This is a genomic window from Bradyrhizobium sp. AUGA SZCCT0431 (assembly GCF_018131065.1).
Taxonomy (GTDB): Bacteria; Pseudomonadota; Alphaproteobacteria; order Rhizobiales; family Xanthobacteraceae; genus Bradyrhizobium.
Map to the genome: position 1 here is coordinate 233,857 of NZ_JAFCLR010000007.1, position 15,599 is coordinate 249,455.

A 15,599-nucleotide genomic window follows, 5' to 3' on the forward strand; every position below is an offset into this window, starting at 1 on the left:
TTGGTGCCGAAGCTATCCGGTGTTCTCGAGACCGCACTTTATGTCGATGACCTCGACCGCGCCCGTGCATTCTACGAAGACGTGCTTGGGCTGGTAGCACTGACGCGTGATTCGCGATTTTTTGCTTTCGATGTCGGCGGCAGCAATGTGCTTCTGCTGTTTCGTCGCGGTGCGACGCTCGACACGCTCCATTTGCCCGGCGGGACTATTCCGCCGCATGACGGCAGCGGCCCGATACATGTGGCCTTTGCCATCACGGCGGCCGAACTGGCGGCCTGGGAAACGCGTCTTGGCGAGCACAATGTCGCTATCGAAGGCAGGACCGATTGGCCGCGCGGCGGAAAGAGCATCTACTTTCGCGACCCGGACCGGCATCTGCTGGAACTGGTGACGCCGGGAGTTTGGGCGATTTATTAGGAGCGATCTGCGAAAAGGAATACGGTTCGTTCGGACAGGTTCTAACCAAATTCGGGATATCAGACCTTCACAGCAGGAATTTCGTTGTTATTTTAACGGTATAGGATTTCGTCGCCAACGCGCGGCGTAAGGAGATCCACTGCAATGGACACCACCGCACCCGTCGCCAAGCCGAAGCCGCGGCCGCGCCCGCAGGTCATGAAACTGACCGAGGCGGCGGCGCAGCGCATTACGGAACTGACCAAGCGCGCCGATTCCGAGATCGTTGGCCTGCGCGTGGGGATCAAGAACGGCGGCTGCGCCGGGCAATCCTACACGGTCGAATACGCCCATGACGTCCGTCCCACCGACGAGGTGGTCGAAGACCGCGGCGTCAAGATCCTGGTCGATCCCAAGGCCGTGTTGTTCCTGCTCGGCACCGAGATGGACTACAAGGCCGACAAGATGCAGGCCCAGTTTATCTTCAACAACCCCAACCAGGTCTCTGCCTGCGGTTGCGGCGAGTCGGTGCAGCTGACGGCGGCGAAGGTCTAGTTGTCGTCCGGCCTTGAGCTCAGATGCGCACTTGCGCATCGGGGGGCCCATAACCACCGCTGTTGCGTTTCGTGACGGCGATGACCACTCTGCCCAAAACAACTGACACGGCGTATGGGTCCCGGCGTTCGCCGGGACGACGCGTGGAGACGTGGGGGCACATGGATCGCGATTTCCTGATCGACCTGTTTGCCGATTTCGGTCCGGTGACGATCCGCCGGATGTTTTCCGGCTTCGGCATTTCCGCCGACGGCACCAACTTTGCACTCGCGCTGCGCGCCGGCCTGTATTTCAGGGCGGATGAAACGACGATTCCGCAGTTCGAGGCGGAGGGCTCGCAGCCGTTTTCGTATCAAACACGTACGAAGACCGTGACCGTGAATTCGTATTGGCAATTGCCGGCTCGGCTGTTCGACGATTCGGAGGAACTGAGCAATTGGGCGAGGGCGGCGCTGGCGGCGGCACAGCGCGCCGCGTTGCGCAAGCGTCCGAAGGCGCGCAAGGCGGCCAAGAAAACGGCCAAGAAAACTGCCAAGAAAACTGTCGCAATAGCCGCGAAGAAGGTTGCCGCGAAAAAGCCGGTGGCCAAAAGAAGTCAGTTCGTAGGGTGAGCAAAGCGACTCGTCCGCCGTAGCTCGAAGAGCGAAGGCGGAAGCGTGCCCACCAATTCAGATAAGGAACGGACGTTGGTGGGCACGGCGTAAGAACGCCTTTGCCCACCCTACGGGCTCACCATGAAGGGTTGAACCTCAGGCCACCTGGCCGCGCGTTTCGGCGGCGTATTCGGGGTCGACTTCGCAGATCACGCGGTTGCGGCCGTTGCGTTTGGCGGCGTAGAGGCAGGCATCGGCGCGTTCGATCAGCGAATCCGTGTCGTCGTCCGGCTTCAGCATCGACACGCCGACCGAGATGGTGACGCGGCCGAGGATTTCGCCGGTGGATTTCTTCTTCAATTCCTTCGCCATCACGGCGCGGCGGATGTGATCGGCAACCGTCAGCGCCTGGCGCAGTGCGGTGTTGGGCAAGACGACCGCGAATTCCTCGCCGCCATAGCGCGCGGTGATGTCCTGTCCCTTGATGGTCTGCTTCAAGGACATGCCGACGAGACGCAGCACCTGATCGCCGGTGAGGTGGCCGTAGGAATCGTTGAACGATTTGAAATGATCGATGTCGAACATCAATAGCGACAACGGCTCACCGTTGGCCAGCGCCGCCTGTACCGCCATCTCGATCGAGCGGTCGAAATATTTGCGATTGCCAAGGCCAGTGAGCGGATCGGTCAGGCTCTCGGCGCGGATGGCTTCCAGGCTGTGCTGGAGATTGCTGATCTCGCTCTTTGACAGCGACAGCCGGTTCTCCAGCGCCTTGTTGGTGTCGCGCATCTCGTGGGTGGATTTCACCAGCTGGTCGACAACCGCCTTGATCTGGTCGCGGTTCTGCGCGGTCGACAGTTTCTGGCTGGCGCCGCTCAGGCTGGCGTCGTAGCTCGCCGACATGCCCAGCGCCTCGGTGATCAGCGTCATCACGTCGTCGATCTCGCCGATCACGCGCGCGCCGACCTTGTCGATGCGGTCAGAGGTCTTGATGTGCGAGAGGTAGGTTTCGTAGATCTGTTCGAGGTCGGCTTCGCTGAGCCTGCCGTTGCGCGCCAGCGTCTCGTTGATGATCTTGTTGAGGGGGGCGTTGTAACCGGTGGCGTAGACGTACCAGATTTCATAATTGCGGGGCACGGCGGTCTGCCGAAGCGACTTGATCTGGCCCATCGCGACTTCGGCGAAGGCCAGCGTGCGTTCGTGTTCGTCCAGCAGTTTCACCACTGATCCGTCCCTAATGGCGAGCAACGCTTCGCGCCGCCCAGCAGGCAATGACTAAAATTATCGCCGTGAAGTTAAGGGAGGAGAATGAACGCCCGGTAAACAGGGTTGTACCCTGTTCACCGCGTGGACGGCGTTGAAAGCGTTAGACGCGGGCGCGCACGGGACGCAGCAAAAACGCCGGAAGATGCGAGTGATCCGCAGGCTCGGATTCGACCTCGCGCTGGGCGCGCCGCGGCTCGGCTCGGCCGATCGAGGGCACGCGGGAGGCCGGTGCGGGCGCTGGCGGCGTGAACGCTTCGGTCGCTGCCTGCGGCTGCGGGCCGGAGTTGCGCTCGCCTCCCTTGGCGTGGCGCGGTTCGCGCTCACCGTGGCGCGGTTCGCGCTCACGTCGCGGCTTGCGTCCGCCGCGTGAACCTTCCCGCGAACCTTCTCTCGAACCTTCCTTGACGCTTTCCCTGGAGCCATCTCTGGCACCGTGGCGGGAGCCTCCGCGAGAACCTTCTCTGCCGCGCGCCTCGCGCGGCGGGTCGATATCGCCTGACGCTTCCGATCGCACGGAATAGTCGCCTTCCGCGCGGGGAATGGATTTTCCGATCAGCCGTTCGATCGCGGCCAGCGATTTGGTGTCGAGCGATGTGACGATCGAGATCGCGGTGCCTGCGCGGCCGGCGCGACCGGTGCGGCCGATGCGGTGGACATAGTCGTCGGCATGATGCGGCACGTCGAAATTGAAGACGTGGCTGACGGTGGGAATATCGAGGCCGCGGGCGGCGACATCGGAGGCCACCAGTATCGGGATTTCGCCGGAGCGGAATTGGTCGAGGGCGGCGGTGCGGGCCGACTGATCCATATCGCCATGCAGGGCACCGACACTGAAGCCGTGCTTTTGCAGCGACTTGTAGACGACGGCGACTTCGCGCTTGCGGTTGCAGAAGATGAGCGCGTTCTGGAGGTCCTTGGCGTCGCGCAGCAGGCGGCGCAGGAGCTCGCGCTTCTCGTGCACCTCGCGCGCGGCGGGGACCTGGAATTGTGACACGCCCACCGCTGTCGTGGCGGGCTTGGAGACTTCGATGCGTTCGGGATTGTGCAGGAAGGCTTCGCTGATGCGGCTGATTTCGGGCGGCATCGTCGCGGTAAAGAACAGGGTCTGTCGCGTGAACGGGACCAGCTTGCAGACCCGTTCGATGTCGGGAATGAAGCCCATGTCCAGCATGCGGTCGGCTTCGTCGATGACCAGGAGTTCAACGCCGGTGAGCAGCAGCCCGCCGCGCTCGGTATGGTCGAGCAACCGGCCCGGGGTCGCGATCAAGACGTCGACGCCGCGGGTCAATTTGGTGTCCTGATCGCCGAACGAGACGCCGCCGATCAGCAGCGCGACATTGAGTTTCTGGCCAATGCCGTATTTGTCGAAATTCTCTTTGACCTGGGCCGCAAGTTCGCGGGTCGGCTCCAGGATCAGGGTGCGGGGCATCCGTGCCCGGGCGCGGCCCTTTTCCAGCATGGTAAGCATGGGCAGGACGAAGGCAGCGGTCTTGCCGGTGCCGGTCTGGGCGATGCCGAGAACGTCGCGGCGCGCCAGAACGTGGGGGATCGCCTGTTCCTGAATGGGCGTAGGGGTGGTGTAGCCGGTGGCCGCAACAGCGGCGAGAACCTTGTCGGAAAGTCCGAGATGGGAAAAAGACATTGAGCCTCTAGTCGACACCGCCGTTCGGAATCGAGGGTAATAAGGCTGTCGCGTTCAACCCCGAAACGGCGCGCTTTAAAAAGCTGGGGGCTCTGACTTACGCAGACGAGCGGCTAACCCAGGGGAATCGCGTGTCGATCCAGGGCCGCGTTGAGCCGGAACATAGGCGCGAAACGGCCAAAGTCAATCTGGGAACCCGCCAAATGGCCGAAAAAGCTTAATGTTTTCGCACAAATAACGGCCAAACCGTCATTTGGCGGTTAAATGCGTCGAGCTTGCCGAGCCTGCTGCGACGCGACCGGTCGCGCGCTCATACCCTATTTCCTTGTCGCCGCTTCCCGGAAGTCACCGGGCGTGACGCCCTGCGCCGCGCGAAACACGCGATAGAACGTTGCGAGGCTGTCGAAGCCGCTGGCGAACGCGATCTCGGCGATGGTCATGGCCGGCGCCTCGCGCAACAGGCGGCGGCTTCGCTCGATGCGCAGCGCGGTGACGGTTTGCGAGAAGCTCATGCTCGATTCTTCGAACAGCACGTGCAGATGACGAACCGAGATCGCGAGCTGACTTGCGACGAACGCTGGCGACAGTTGCGGCTCGGCGATGTGGCGGGCCATCAATCGCCGCGCCAGGGACAGGCGGCCGGCCCGAACCGCGTACTGCGCAACCCGGCTGGTCGGCCGGGCAACGCCGCGCTCGATCAATGTGAGGTGCGTGAGCGTCTGCACCAGCGCCTTCGTTGTCGCCGGATCGCTGTCGCCATCCGCTTCGGTCAGGTCGGTGAAACAGGATTCCAGCAGCGGGGTGAGGGCGGCGCGGTCGGTAAACGGTTTTGCGACGAGGTCGTGCAGGCCTGGTAGCGGCAGCAGAATGTCGGCCACCGGCACCTTCAGAATGCGAAGATCGAAGCCTTCAGCGGCGATCGGGACCGTGTGGTAGGGCAGATCCGAATAGCTCGTCGCAAACGTTCCGCCGGCGACGTGGAAATCATCGACATTGCGGACCCTGAACCAGCCGCCGCCGCCAAGCTGCTGGCAGATGCAAAGGCTGTCGCTGGGTGCGTTGGCGATATCGGTCGCGCTGCGCTCGACATGATAGCTCGAGGCGCGCAGTCCGATCAGGCCGGCGGAGCCGATCTTCCGAAGCGAGAATTCTCCGGCGAACTTTGGGCGGTGCTCCCGGTCGAGTTCGGCGGTCGCCCCAAAAAGCCCCTTGGTGCGCACCTCGCGCCAATAGTCGAAGCGGTCCTTCGGATCGACCTGATCGGTGGACCATCTAAAGGCGGAGGTACCCTGATCTCCAGGAGGGGCATAGGCGACCGGCGCCAGACGTGCCGCTTCTCTTAAAGCCGAAATAGCCACCCCAGCATTCCTCCACAGGATATGCCGCGGCGCGGCAAATCACTCGGGAATCATGCCACGGCGGGGGTAACCCGGTCCTGATGGGACGGCGGTGACTTTCTGAAATTTCTCTGATATTCGCTGTGCGCAGCCCAGACCTGAGAAGATTGCGGACACAAGTTGCTCTGTTTCGCCGGATTTGAACTTGACCCGGAACGCGCCAGGCTCCGCGGGCCCGGTGGCGAAGCGATCCGGCTGCGCCCGAAATCCTTCGACATGCTGCAGCTGTTTGTGACCAACGCCGGACGCGTTCTCAGCAAGCAGGACCTGATTGACGCGATTTGGCCGAACGTCCATGTCGGCGACGACAGCCTTTTTCAATGCGTCCGCGAAATCCGCGCCGCGCTTGGTGACGACCAGCGCCAACTGATCAAGCTGGTTTCCGGCCGCGGCTACCTGTTCGACGGGCAAGTGACGGTCGGGCCGGGCGGCCTTGGCGCGGCTGATCAAGCACCGCCTCCGGTCACGACGGCCGACGCCGATCCTGTCGCCGCGGCGCCACCCAAGCTCGCGGCAGAGCCTGCCCGGAAACGGCTCCGCTTCGGCTTGCGCGCCGCGCTTGCGACGGCGGCCGGGCTTGGTGCGGTCATCTGCCTTGCGGCCGCGGCGCCGATCTTCGCGCCGGATTTCATCTTCGCGCGAAAACCTCCGGCCGTTGCCGCAGAGCAGCTCGTTGGGGCGGGTGAGGGCCAGAAACTTGCCGAGTTGGCGGCGAGCGTGGCTGACCGCCTCAGCGCGGCCGTCAGCCTTGCCGCCGCAGCACCGGTGCTCGCGCCCGATTCCATGTTCCCACGAAAGTCTCCGACCATCGCCATGATGCCGATCGTCGGCGTCGGTGATAGCCAGTTGGTTGCCGAGATGGCGGCGGACGTGACCGACCGGCTCACCGACGGCTTGGCCAGGATCGACAAGTTGCGCGTACTGGCGCCGCGATCTCAAACGGCTTCGGCGGTGCCCCAGCCCGTCGCCGCGCACCCGGAAGCCGACTTCGTGGTGAGCGGCGAGTTGCGGCTGGAGGGCGGGGCCTGGACCATCCAGGCGCGCATGAGCAATGGCGCCACTGGCGAGGTACGCTGGACCAACTCGGTTTCGGTCGGCATCGAGAAGTCGGACATGACGCTTCAGCAGATACGGCTCGCCGCTGGCGTCGGCCATCCGCTGGCGCTTCGCATCAATGCGATGATCAATGCCGGCCCGGCCGCGACCGACGACGACCTCGCTGGCGGCACCGCCAAGGTCGTTATCGAGCAGGCGATGGCCTCGATCAACCAGACGACGCCGGAGCGTTTCAAGGCCGCGCAAACAATGCTGGAGAAAGCCATCGCGGCCGATCCCGGCAATGTCGACCTCGCCGCCGCGTTGGCCGCGCACTTGCTGCGCGGCATCCAGATGACCTGGTACAACCGGGCCGATGTTGCCGAGACTCAACGCGCCGCGCAGTCGATGCTCGAGCAGGCGCTGCGGGCGAAGCCGACCTACATCCCCGTGCTTGAGGCGTATTGCCGTCTCCTCAACACGACAAACCAGTTCATCGAAAGCCTGGTGGCCTGCGGCAGGGTGTTGACCTTCGATCCCTGGGACGGGCTCGCGATCTACAATCTGGGCCTCGGGCAGCTTCGGCTCGGGCGGTTCGAGGACGCGCTGGCGACGTTCAAACTGGCCGAACAATTCGATACGCCGCGAACGGCCCGCTGGACCTGGTTGCTGGGAGCAGGCCTGACCCTGGTGGTGATGGAGCGCAACGAAGAGGCGATCCCTTATCTCACCAAATCGATTGCGATCACGCCGGCCACCGGACGATCGCACGCGGTGCTGGCAATTGCCTACCAGCGCACGGGCCGCACGGACGAGGCGAGGGCGGCCCTGGCCAAGACGATGGAACTACGGCCCGGCTCCACCGTCGCCAACATCAGGCTTGATCCCAAGAATGCCAGCCCCGTGTATAACGAAGCTGCCAAGCGTGTGGAGGAAGTTCTCCTGACGCTTGGTATGGCGGCGAAATAGCGGTCTCGCATCTGACTTACGTGGCGGAAATGGGGCTCTGGTCCTGCCTGCAGCATTGAACCGCCGGCGCGGCTTTTTCGACTACGACAAAAGCGGTCCCATGCGGCCGCGGATCAATGCGGGGAACTGATTATGACGAGGTGGTTACGGCCCAAGGAACGGCTCAAGGCCGGGCTGCTATCCGGATTGGCATTCGGCATTGTCGCCTCGTTGCTGGCGTTCGCTGCCCCCGCTTATGCCGAAAAACGCGTCGCGCTCGTGATCGGCAATAATGACTACCGGAACGTGCCGAAGCTGCAGAAGGCCGTCAACGACGCCCGCACCATGGGCGACACGCTGAAGCAACTCGGTTTCACCGTCATGGTCGCGGAGAACCAGACGCGCCAGGCTTTCAGCCAGAGCCTGCTCGCGTTCGACAAGGCGGTCAGCAAGGGCGACACCGCGTTCTTCTTCTATGCGGGCCACGGCTTTGAAATCGCCGGCCAGAATTTCCTGCTGCCGACCGACGTGCCGGCGGCAACCGAAGGCCAGGAGGAACTGGTGCGCGACGCTTCCATCCTCGCGGACCGCGTCATCGAGCGCCTGCAGAACAAGGGCGCGCGAACCGCCATTCTGGTGTTCGATGCCTGCCGCAACAATCCGTTCGAACGCGCCGGCACCCGCGCGGTCTCCGGTGGCGGTGGTCTTGCGCCGATGACGCAATTGCCGGAAGGCGTGTTCTCGGTCTTTTCGGCGGGTCCCCGCCAGACCGCGCTCGATCGGCTGTCCAACAATGACGACAACCCCAATTCGGTGTTCACGCGAACCTTTGCCAAGGAACTGACGCAGCCCGGCGTCAACCTCGTGCAGGTCGCGCAACGCACGCGGCGGCTGGTCAGCGAGCTGGCCGAAACCGTGCGCCACAAGCAGATCCCGGTCTATTTCGACCAGATGGTCGACGACGTATTCCTGAGCGGCACGGCGAAGGCCACGCCCGAGGCTGCCGTCACCAAGCCTGCGGAGCCATTGCAGAAGGTTGCCGCGCTGCCGCCGGTGCACCGGCTTGCACCGTCGAACGATTCCGTCAACGCGCCGATCGCGATGTTCTCGCGCCATAATAGCGGCTGGACCGTGGTGTTCTCGATCGCCGATCCGACGCTCGGGATTTCCTGGCGGATGGGCGAGGCCGGCGATTTCCGCGAGACCGGCTTCATCGACACGCTCGATCCGCGGACCCGCAAGCGGATGCCGAACCCGTCGATCGAGCTTGCGGCCGACGCGCCAGCCGCCACCATCCAGGTGCGCTATGTCGATACCAATGGCGAAGTGCAGGGGCCGTTTCCGATCCGCTTCGATCCCGAGGCCGCGCTGATCCGCGACCAGCGCAAGATCCTCGACATGACCGCGACCAGCTGGCTGTCGTTTCGCGAATTCAACGGGCTCCTGGTCTATTACACCCATCTGATGTCGTACCGCTGCGCGATCCGCGAGGTGCGCGTCGGCATCGACAGTGCCGTACCCGACCAGGTTCTGAAAATGCCGCCGTGCGATCCCAAGGATCCCAGCGTCATCCCGCGCGAGGCGCAGCCCTACCTCAAGCTGGCGCCGGCGACCAAGTCGGTTTCGGTCGAGCTGGTCTACCGCGACGGCAGCGTGTCCGAGATCAAGAGCTTCCGACGGTAATCCAGCCAGCGTCGTCCGATTGAGCTACAGTCTGCTCGGAGGTCGATCATGGACGCAGGCAGTTTTTCGCGGCAGCCCCCGGGGCGCACGATGAAGGTCCGCTGCTGCATCGTCGGCGGCGGGCCCGCCGGCATGATGCTCGGCTATCTCCTGGGCCGCGCCGGGATCGATGTCGTGGTTCTGGAAAAGCACGCCGACTTCTTTCGCGATTTTCGCGGCGACACCGTGCATCCCTCGACCCTGCAGGTGATGGACGAACTCGGATTGATCGACGGATTTCTGAAGCTGCCGCATCAGCGGCTGCAGAAGCTGGAAGGGTTGTTCGGCGGCGCATCGGTGCGGCTCGCCGATCTCAGCCGGCTCAAGGTGAAATACCCCTTCATCGCCTTCATGCCGCAATGGGATTTCCTGAATTTCCTGCGCGAAAGCGGCAAGCGGTTTGCCTCGCTCAAGGTGATGATGAGCACCGAAGCCACCGATCTCATTGAGGACGGCGGCCGCGTCGCAGGCGTGCGCGCAAACACGCCGGAGGGCATGATCGATATCGAGGCGGATCTCACCGTCGCCTGCGACGGTCGACATTCGCTGGTGCGCGAGCGCGCGGGCCTTGCGGCCGAGGAAATCGGCGCGCCGATGGACGTGCTGTGGTTCCGCGCGGGAAAAACGGAAAACGAAACCGAAAGCGTGTTTGCGCGCGTCGAGCCCGGCAGGATGATGGTGACGTTCGATCGCGGCGATTACTGGCAATGCGCCTATATCATCGCCAAGGGTCAGTACGACGCCGTCAAGGCGAGGGGCCTGCCGGCGCTCCTGGACGACGTCGCGCGGGTCGCGCCGATCCTCAAATCCGGTCTTGCTGACGTTAAAAGCTGGAATGACGTCAAGCTGCTCACCGTTGCGATCAACCGTCTGACGCGCTGGACGCGGCCCGGCTTGCTTTGCATCGGCGATGCCGCACATGCGATGTCGCCGATGGGCGGTGTCGGCGTCAATCTTGCGGTTCAGGACGCGGTCGCGACCGCTAATCTTCTCGCCGCCAAGCTCGTGAACGGCTGCCCGCCGGAGAACGAACTGGATGCGGTGCGCCAGCGCCGCGAATTTCCGGTGCGGATGACGCAGCGGATGCAGGTCGTGGCGCAAGACAACATCGTCAGCGCCGCGCTGAAGCCCGGCAATCAGCCGCTGAAAGCGCCACTGGTGATGCGGCTGATCACGGCGGTGCCGTGGTTGCAGGGCATCACGGCGCGTTTCATCGGGCTCGGCGTGCGGCCCGAGCATGTGCAGTCGCCGGCATCTGCGGAATACTGACAAGCTCGCTGCGGCTACGACATCACGCGGTGAGTCTGTAGCGGCCCCGCCACAGTAAGTGACAATCCGCCTGGCTCGCAACGTTGTAGCCCTCGCAGTGCCCATGGCGACAAGCCCGGTGCCAGCCGGGACAAATGCTTCGCCTGGAATCTAGGTACACTCACGCTACAGATTCAAACCGGTCCCATGGGGAAGTTTAAGATGAAGAAGCTGGTTATTGCGCTTTCGGCGGTCGTGGCATTTTCCTCCCCGGCTATTTCAGCTGACATGGCTGCCAAGGCTCCGATGAGGGCGGCACCTGTCGCCTATGCGCCATCCTGGACCGGTTGCTACGTTGCCGGTGGCGGCGGTTATGGCTTTTGGAACCAGCAGAACGATGCTTCCGACGTCGTCAACAACATCCAGTTGAGTACCTCGACGACAGGAGGTGGCCGGGGCTACTTCGGCACGCTGGGTGGCGGCTGCGATTATCAGGTCCCCGTAGGCAACTGGAATGTCGTATTCGGCGCGTTCGGTGACTACGATTGGGCAAGCATAAAGGGCGATGTAAATGTGCCGCACATCGCATCGTATGGCCACGAGAAGATGAGTTCGCAGTGGTCGGTCGGCGGTCGCGTCGGCGCGTTGGTGACTCCGAACTTGTTGACCTATTTCTCGGCCGGTTACACCGAGGCTCGGTGGGATAACGTAACTCTGCTGAATTCCGTTGTACCCTTTATCAACCTTCCGACCGGTGTTTTCATTGGGGCGACCACCTATGAGGGGTACTTCATTGGTGGCGGTTATGAATATGGGCTGAATGTCCTGCCCGGTCTGTTTTGGAAGACGGAATACCGTCTTTCGGATTTGGATTCCAAGAGCAACCCCATTCGTTTTGTTGCAACCGGCGCTGCGTCTGGCGTCGAGGTCCATTCGCAAAGATATGTCCAGACCATTCGTAGCGAGCTGGTCTACCGCTTCAACTGGGGTGGCTCGGTGGTCGCGAAGTACTGATATCTCCCGACTGATCAACTTAAAAGCCCCGGCATCGTCCGGGGCTTTTTTCGTTGCGGAAATGCTTCAGCGTGACGTCAAGCTTATCCCATGACCGAGAAACCGCCGTCGATCGGGATCGCGGTGCCGGTGGTGAAGTTGGACGCGGGCGAAGACAGAAACACCGCAATGCCGGCGAAATCGTCGATCACGCCCCAGCGCGCTGCCGGCGTGCGCGCCAGCACCTTGTCGTGCAGCCCGTCGATCTGCGCGCGGGCGCCCCTGGTGAGATCGGTGTCGATCCAGCCCGGCAGCACCGCGTTGACCTGGATGTTGTCCGGGGCCCAGGCCACCGCGCAGGCGCGCGTGAATTGCACGATGCCGCCTTTGCTCGCCGCGTAAGCCGACGCAAAGCTGGCGCCGAAGATCGACATCATCGAACCGATATTGATGACCTTGCCGCCGCCGGCTTGCTTCATCGCGGGGTAGATCGCCTGCGAGACCAGGAAGGCGCTGGTGAGGTTGGTCTGGATCACGCTGTTCCACTCGGCGAGATCGAGCACGTGCGGCGGTTTGCGGATGCTGATGCCGGCATTGTTGACGAGGATGTCGATCCGGCCGAGTTCGCCGGCGACGCGCGCGGCCATGGCGTCGACCGCCGCCTTGTCCGTGACATCTGCGACCACCGATATCGCCTTGGCACCGCTGCGCGCGAGCTCGGCGGCTGCGGCAACCGATTTGGCTTCATTGCGCCCGACAACCGCAATCGCGGCGCCGGCGTCCGCCAAACCGCGGGCCATGCCGAGCCCGATGCCGCCATTGCCGCCGGTGACGATGGCGACCTTGCCGCTGAGATCGAAAAGTTTTGTTTTCATTGTTTTTGTTCCGTTGTTGTTTTCGACAGAGACGCGATCAGCTCTTGCCTTGCCAGATCAGGATCAGGCCGACGGCGCCGAGCACGGCACCATAGCCCGCCCATTGCAGCTGGTTGATCATGAAGCTCGATTGCGGCCAGGTGACTGCGCCGGTGCCCTGGCCGATCCAGAGCAGGCCGATCGCGAGCGCGAGAAGGCCAACGATCAGGAATGCTCTGGCCATGGATACGACCTCGTTGCTGCTACGATCTACGCGGCTTGGCGGGCTCCTGCGAAACCGCCGCCATGGATGAACGTAGCTCGCGATCGAATACGATGCTGCCGGGCGCCGCAAGGGGGCGGCGGTCGGCGTGGTTCCTGAGGTGCTCCGATGAGCCGAAGAACTCTTTTGCTGATGCTTGCTTTGACCGCGTTCGGTATCGGCGCCTACGCCTGCTGGCCGAGACAAGCGGATTTGCGCGCCTTCGATCCGGCCGCGATGGCGCGGCTGGAGACCGCGATGTGGCGCGACTATTACGACAAGCACTATCCGAGCCTGTTCTATCATCTCTACGAGGTGTCGCGGACCCAGTTCGGCTTCTCACCGTTAATGAGCTTGCACATCTCCATATCCGCGGCCAAGGCCGCAAGAACGTTTCAGCCAACCGGGTCTCGGCAGGAGGCCGACGCGGCGCTACCGTACCTTGTGATCTACTATTGGGACCTGGCATCTGCGGCGCCCGCGGACTTCAACGTTGAGGAGGCCTCCCGGCTCGAGCTCGACTGGTGGCAGGCTCGACGTGAAAAGGTCGGGCCGCGCGACTACGGCGTCACTGTTGCACGTGTCGCGGCGCTGACCTACGGCAAGTCGGCAGAGGACGACGCGATGCTACGATTCGGGATCGGGCGAGCGGAGGCCATGGCCTGCCGCGACGCGCGCGGGCAGCGGATGAGCGAGCGGGACTGGGTCGAGATCGAGCGGCAATTGCTCGGTGCATATCAGACGCTGAAAGCTGCGGTCGCTGAAAAATAGGCTGCTCCAGATTGCAGGCACAAAAAAGCCCCGGACAATGCCGGGGCTTTTGAGCTGCTGATTTAGCAGAGATCAGTGTGTCGATCAGTACTTGGCGACGACCGGGCCACCCCAGTTGAAGCGGTAGACCAGCTCGGTCTTCGCGGTGTAGGTGACCATCTTGCGCGAGTCGATGTTGCCGAACGGATCGGTACCAACGGCACCAGCGACGCAGTTCGCTCCAACAGTCACACAGGTGAGGCGCGAGTCCTTGCGATCGTACCAAGCGGCGCGGCCTTCGGTCTTCACGAACAGGCCCGGCAGGAAATCGAGCTGATATTCGAAACCGCTACCGATGAAGAAGCCATCAAAGGTCTGGCCCGGAACCTGAAGGCCGGATGCGGCGAACGTAGGAACGATCTGTCGCAGATTGTAGGCTTCGGTATGAGCCTGCGTGTAGCCGGCGTTGAAGTAGGTCAGGAATGACGGGGTCACGAGATAACCGATACGACCGCCAACAGCCCAGGACCAATCCATCTTGTTTTCGCCGACAAAAGTTTCGCCGGGACCGAACACGCGCCAGGCGTGGTCACCCTTGATGTCGGAGTAGGTGCCGTCGACGAAGGCGCCGACAACCCAGCGGCCGCTGAACTGGTAATCGCAGCCCACGCCGGCGGTTGCCAGCCAGCCATCCGAACCGGAGGTGGCGCCGAGGACGTTGGTGCCGTTGGGGGCGACCACGTCGCGCGAGTAACGGTCGGTACGGGAGATGCCGTAACCGCCACCGCCGCTGATCCAGCAGCCGGTCCAGCTTACGGCCGGTACAACCGGCGCCGGAGCCTTGGCATAACGGGGAGCCATGTCAGCCGCGAGAGCCGGAGCAGTCAGGGCTGCCATCGCGGTCAGAGCGAGCACCAATTTCTTCATTGTCGAAACCCTCAAAATTAAGCGTCGTAACCGACCGCCCAAATGGTGCGCTTGCACCGATTCCCTAAACCCAGTGTCAGGACTATACGCAGTTCCGCCTGAAATGCTGTTGCAGAGCGGCCACACGCCTGGACAAACCGATCAGGTCCGGTCCCCGTATCGCTATCCTGTGGCGCTGCATTGAGCACAAAAAAAGCCCCGGACGATGCCGGGGCTTTTGAGCTGCTGATTTAGCAGAGATCAGTATGTCGATCAGTACTTGGCGACGACCGGGCCACCCCAGTTGAAGCGGTAAACCAGCTCGGTCTTCGCGGAGTAGACGGTCAGCCTGCGCGAGTCGATGTTGCCGAACGGGTCGGTACCAATGGCGCCAGCGACGCAGTTGTTGCCAACAGCCGTACAGGAGAGGCGCGAGTCCTTGCGATCGTACCAGGAAGCGCGACCTTCGCTCTTCACGAACAAGCCCGGCAGGAAATCGAGCTGATATTCGAAACCGCTGCCGATGAAGAAGCCATCATAGGTCTGGCCCGGAACCGTAAGTCCGGATGCGGGGAACGTAGGAACGATCTGTCGCAGATTGTAGGCTTCGGTATGAGCCTGCGTGTAGCCGGCGTTGAAGTAGGTCAGGAATGACGGGGTCACGAGATAACCGATGCGACCGCCAACAGCCCAGGACCAATCCATCTTGTTTTCGCCGACAAAAGTTTCGCCGGGACCGAACACGCGCCAGGCGTGGTCACCCTTGATGTCGGAGTAGGTGCCGTCGACGAAGGCGCCGACAACCCAGCGGCCGCTGAACTGGTAATCGCAGCCGACGCCGGCGGTTGCCAGCCAGCCATCCGAACCGGAGGTGGCGCCGAGGACGTTGGTGCCGTTGGGGGCGACCACGTCGCGCGAGTAACGATCGGTACGGGAGATGCCATAACCGCCACCGCCGCTGATCCAGCAGCCGGTCCAGCTTACGGCCGGTACAACCGGCGCCGGAGCCTTGGCATAACGGGGAGCCATGTC

Annotated in this window: 15 protein-coding genes; 8 read left to right on the forward strand and 7 right to left on the reverse strand. The window is 62.9% G+C overall.

Annotated features, from left to right (window positions below):
* The first annotated feature begins 3 nt into the window (after positions 1–3).
* From JQ567_RS09085 to JQ567_RS09095, 3 genes are all read left to right on the forward strand, one after another.
* Positions 4–417, forward strand: coding sequence for a VOC family protein (locus JQ567_RS09085; RefSeq protein ID WP_212438494.1), 414 nt, complete (start codon positions 4–6; stop codon positions 415–417).
* Positions 418–561: 144 nt separating this feature from the next.
* A complete protein-coding gene (locus JQ567_RS09090; protein ID WP_212438495.1) occupies positions 562–951 on the forward strand; it encodes an iron-sulfur cluster assembly accessory protein in 390 nt (129 codons plus the stop codon).
* Positions 952–1,112: 161 nt separating this feature from the next.
* Positions 1,113–1,562, forward strand: a complete 450-nt coding sequence (locus JQ567_RS09095) for a TfoX/Sxy family protein (RefSeq protein WP_212438516.1) — start codon at positions 1,113–1,115, stop codon at positions 1,560–1,562.
* Positions 1,563–1,700: 138 nt separating this feature from the next.
* On the opposite strand, the gene JQ567_RS09100 is transcribed toward JQ567_RS09095, so the two are convergent.
* The 3 genes from JQ567_RS09100 to JQ567_RS09110 all read right to left on the reverse strand — a co-directional run bounded on the left by JQ567_RS09100 (position 1,701) and on the right by JQ567_RS09110 (position 5,810).
* Positions 1,701–2,768 carry a GGDEF domain-containing protein gene (locus JQ567_RS09100; protein WP_212438496.1) on the reverse strand — a complete coding sequence of 356 codons (1,068 nt, stop codon included), beginning with the start codon at positions 2,766–2,768 and terminating at the stop codon, positions 1,701–1,703.
* A gap of 142 nt (positions 2,769–2,910) precedes the next feature.
* Positions 2,911–4,452 (reverse strand): DEAD/DEAH box helicase, encoded by a 1,542-nt coding sequence (locus JQ567_RS09105; RefSeq protein WP_212438497.1) that lies wholly within the window; start codon positions 4,450–4,452, stop codon positions 2,911–2,913.
* Positions 4,453–4,769: 317 nt separating this feature from the next.
* Positions 4,770–5,810: an AraC family transcriptional regulator gene (locus JQ567_RS09110; protein ID WP_312017373.1), complete on the reverse strand. Its 1,041-nt coding sequence runs from the start codon at positions 5,808–5,810 to the stop codon at positions 4,770–4,772.
* Positions 5,811–5,969: 159 nt separating this feature from the next.
* Here JQ567_RS09110 and JQ567_RS09115 point away from each other — a divergent pair, with 159 nt between their 5' ends.
* The 4 genes from JQ567_RS09115 to JQ567_RS09130 all read left to right on the forward strand — a co-directional run bounded on the left by JQ567_RS09115 (position 5,970) and on the right by JQ567_RS09130 (position 11,816).
* Positions 5,970–7,853, forward strand: coding sequence for a winged helix-turn-helix domain-containing tetratricopeptide repeat protein (locus tag JQ567_RS09115; protein WP_212438498.1), 1,884 nt, complete (start codon positions 5,970–5,972; stop codon positions 7,851–7,853).
* 132 nt (positions 7,854–7,985) lie between these two features.
* Positions 7,986–9,515 carry a caspase family protein gene (locus JQ567_RS09120; RefSeq protein ID WP_212438499.1) on the forward strand — a complete coding sequence of 510 codons (1,530 nt, stop codon included), beginning with the start codon at positions 7,986–7,988 and terminating at the stop codon, positions 9,513–9,515.
* 48 nt (positions 9,516–9,563) lie between these two features.
* Complete coding sequence (locus JQ567_RS09125; RefSeq protein WP_212438500.1) at positions 9,564–10,823, forward strand: FAD-dependent oxidoreductase; 1,260 nt, start codon at positions 9,564–9,566, stop codon at positions 10,821–10,823.
* A gap of 201 nt (positions 10,824–11,024) precedes the next feature.
* Positions 11,025–11,816: an outer membrane protein gene (locus tag JQ567_RS09130; protein ID WP_212438501.1), complete on the forward strand. Its 792-nt coding sequence runs from the start codon at positions 11,025–11,027 to the stop codon at positions 11,814–11,816.
* Between the two features lie 83 nt (positions 11,817–11,899).
* On the opposite strand, the gene JQ567_RS09135 is transcribed toward JQ567_RS09130, so the two are convergent.
* On the reverse strand, positions 11,900–12,670 hold the full coding sequence (locus tag JQ567_RS09135) for an SDR family NAD(P)-dependent oxidoreductase (protein WP_212438502.1): 771 nt from the start codon (positions 12,668–12,670) through the stop codon (positions 11,900–11,902).
* 37 nt (positions 12,671–12,707) lie between these two features.
* Positions 12,708–12,893 (reverse strand): hypothetical protein, encoded by a 186-nt coding sequence (locus JQ567_RS09140; RefSeq protein WP_212438503.1) that lies wholly within the window; start codon positions 12,891–12,893, stop codon positions 12,708–12,710.
* Positions 12,894–13,064: 171 nt separating this feature from the next.
* Here JQ567_RS09140 and JQ567_RS09145 point away from each other — a divergent pair, with 171 nt between their 5' ends.
* A complete protein-coding gene (locus JQ567_RS09145) occupies positions 13,065–13,682 on the forward strand; it encodes a hypothetical protein (RefSeq protein WP_212438504.1) in 618 nt (205 codons plus the stop codon).
* Between the two features lie 84 nt (positions 13,683–13,766).
* Here JQ567_RS09145 and JQ567_RS09150 read toward each other — a convergent pair whose 3' ends face one another.
* Complete coding sequence (locus tag JQ567_RS09150; RefSeq protein WP_212438505.1) at positions 13,767–14,588, reverse strand: outer membrane protein; 822 nt, start codon at positions 14,586–14,588, stop codon at positions 13,767–13,769.
* Positions 14,589–14,840: 252 nt separating this feature from the next.
* Positions 14,841–15,599: outer membrane protein (locus JQ567_RS09155; protein ID WP_212438506.1), on the reverse strand; the 759-nt coding region annotated here is incomplete at its 5' end.

Coding starts and splice junctions, on each gene's coding strand:
- JQ567_RS09090 (WP_212438495.1), top strand. CDS start 562: ATGGACACCACCGCACCCGTCGCCAAGCCGAAGCCGCGGCCGCGCCCG.
- JQ567_RS09095 (WP_212438516.1), top strand. CDS start 1,113: ATGGATCGCGATTTCCTGATCGACCTGTTTGCCGATTTCGGTCCGGTG.
- JQ567_RS09105 (WP_212438497.1), bottom strand. CDS start 4,452: ATGTCTTTTTCCCATCTCGGACTTTCCGACAAGGTTCTCGCCGCTGTT.
- JQ567_RS09120 (WP_212438499.1), top strand. CDS start 7,986: ATGACGAGGTGGTTACGGCCCAAGGAACGGCTCAAGGCCGGGCTGCTA.
- JQ567_RS09125 (WP_212438500.1), top strand. CDS start 9,564: ATGGACGCAGGCAGTTTTTCGCGGCAGCCCCCGGGGCGCACGATGAAG.
- JQ567_RS09130 (WP_212438501.1), top strand. CDS start 11,025: ATGAAGAAGCTGGTTATTGCGCTTTCGGCGGTCGTGGCATTTTCCTCC.
- JQ567_RS09135 (WP_212438502.1), bottom strand. CDS start 12,670: ATGAAAACAAAACTTTTCGATCTCAGCGGCAAGGTCGCCATCGTCACC.
- JQ567_RS09140 (WP_212438503.1), bottom strand. CDS start 12,893: ATGGCCAGAGCATTCCTGATCGTTGGCCTTCTCGCGCTCGCGATCGGC.
- JQ567_RS09145 (WP_212438504.1), top strand. CDS start 13,065: ATGCTTGCTTTGACCGCGTTCGGTATCGGCGCCTACGCCTGCTGGCCG.
- JQ567_RS09150 (WP_212438505.1), bottom strand. CDS start 14,588: ATGAAGAAATTGGTGCTCGCTCTGACCGCGATGGCAGCCCTGACTGCT.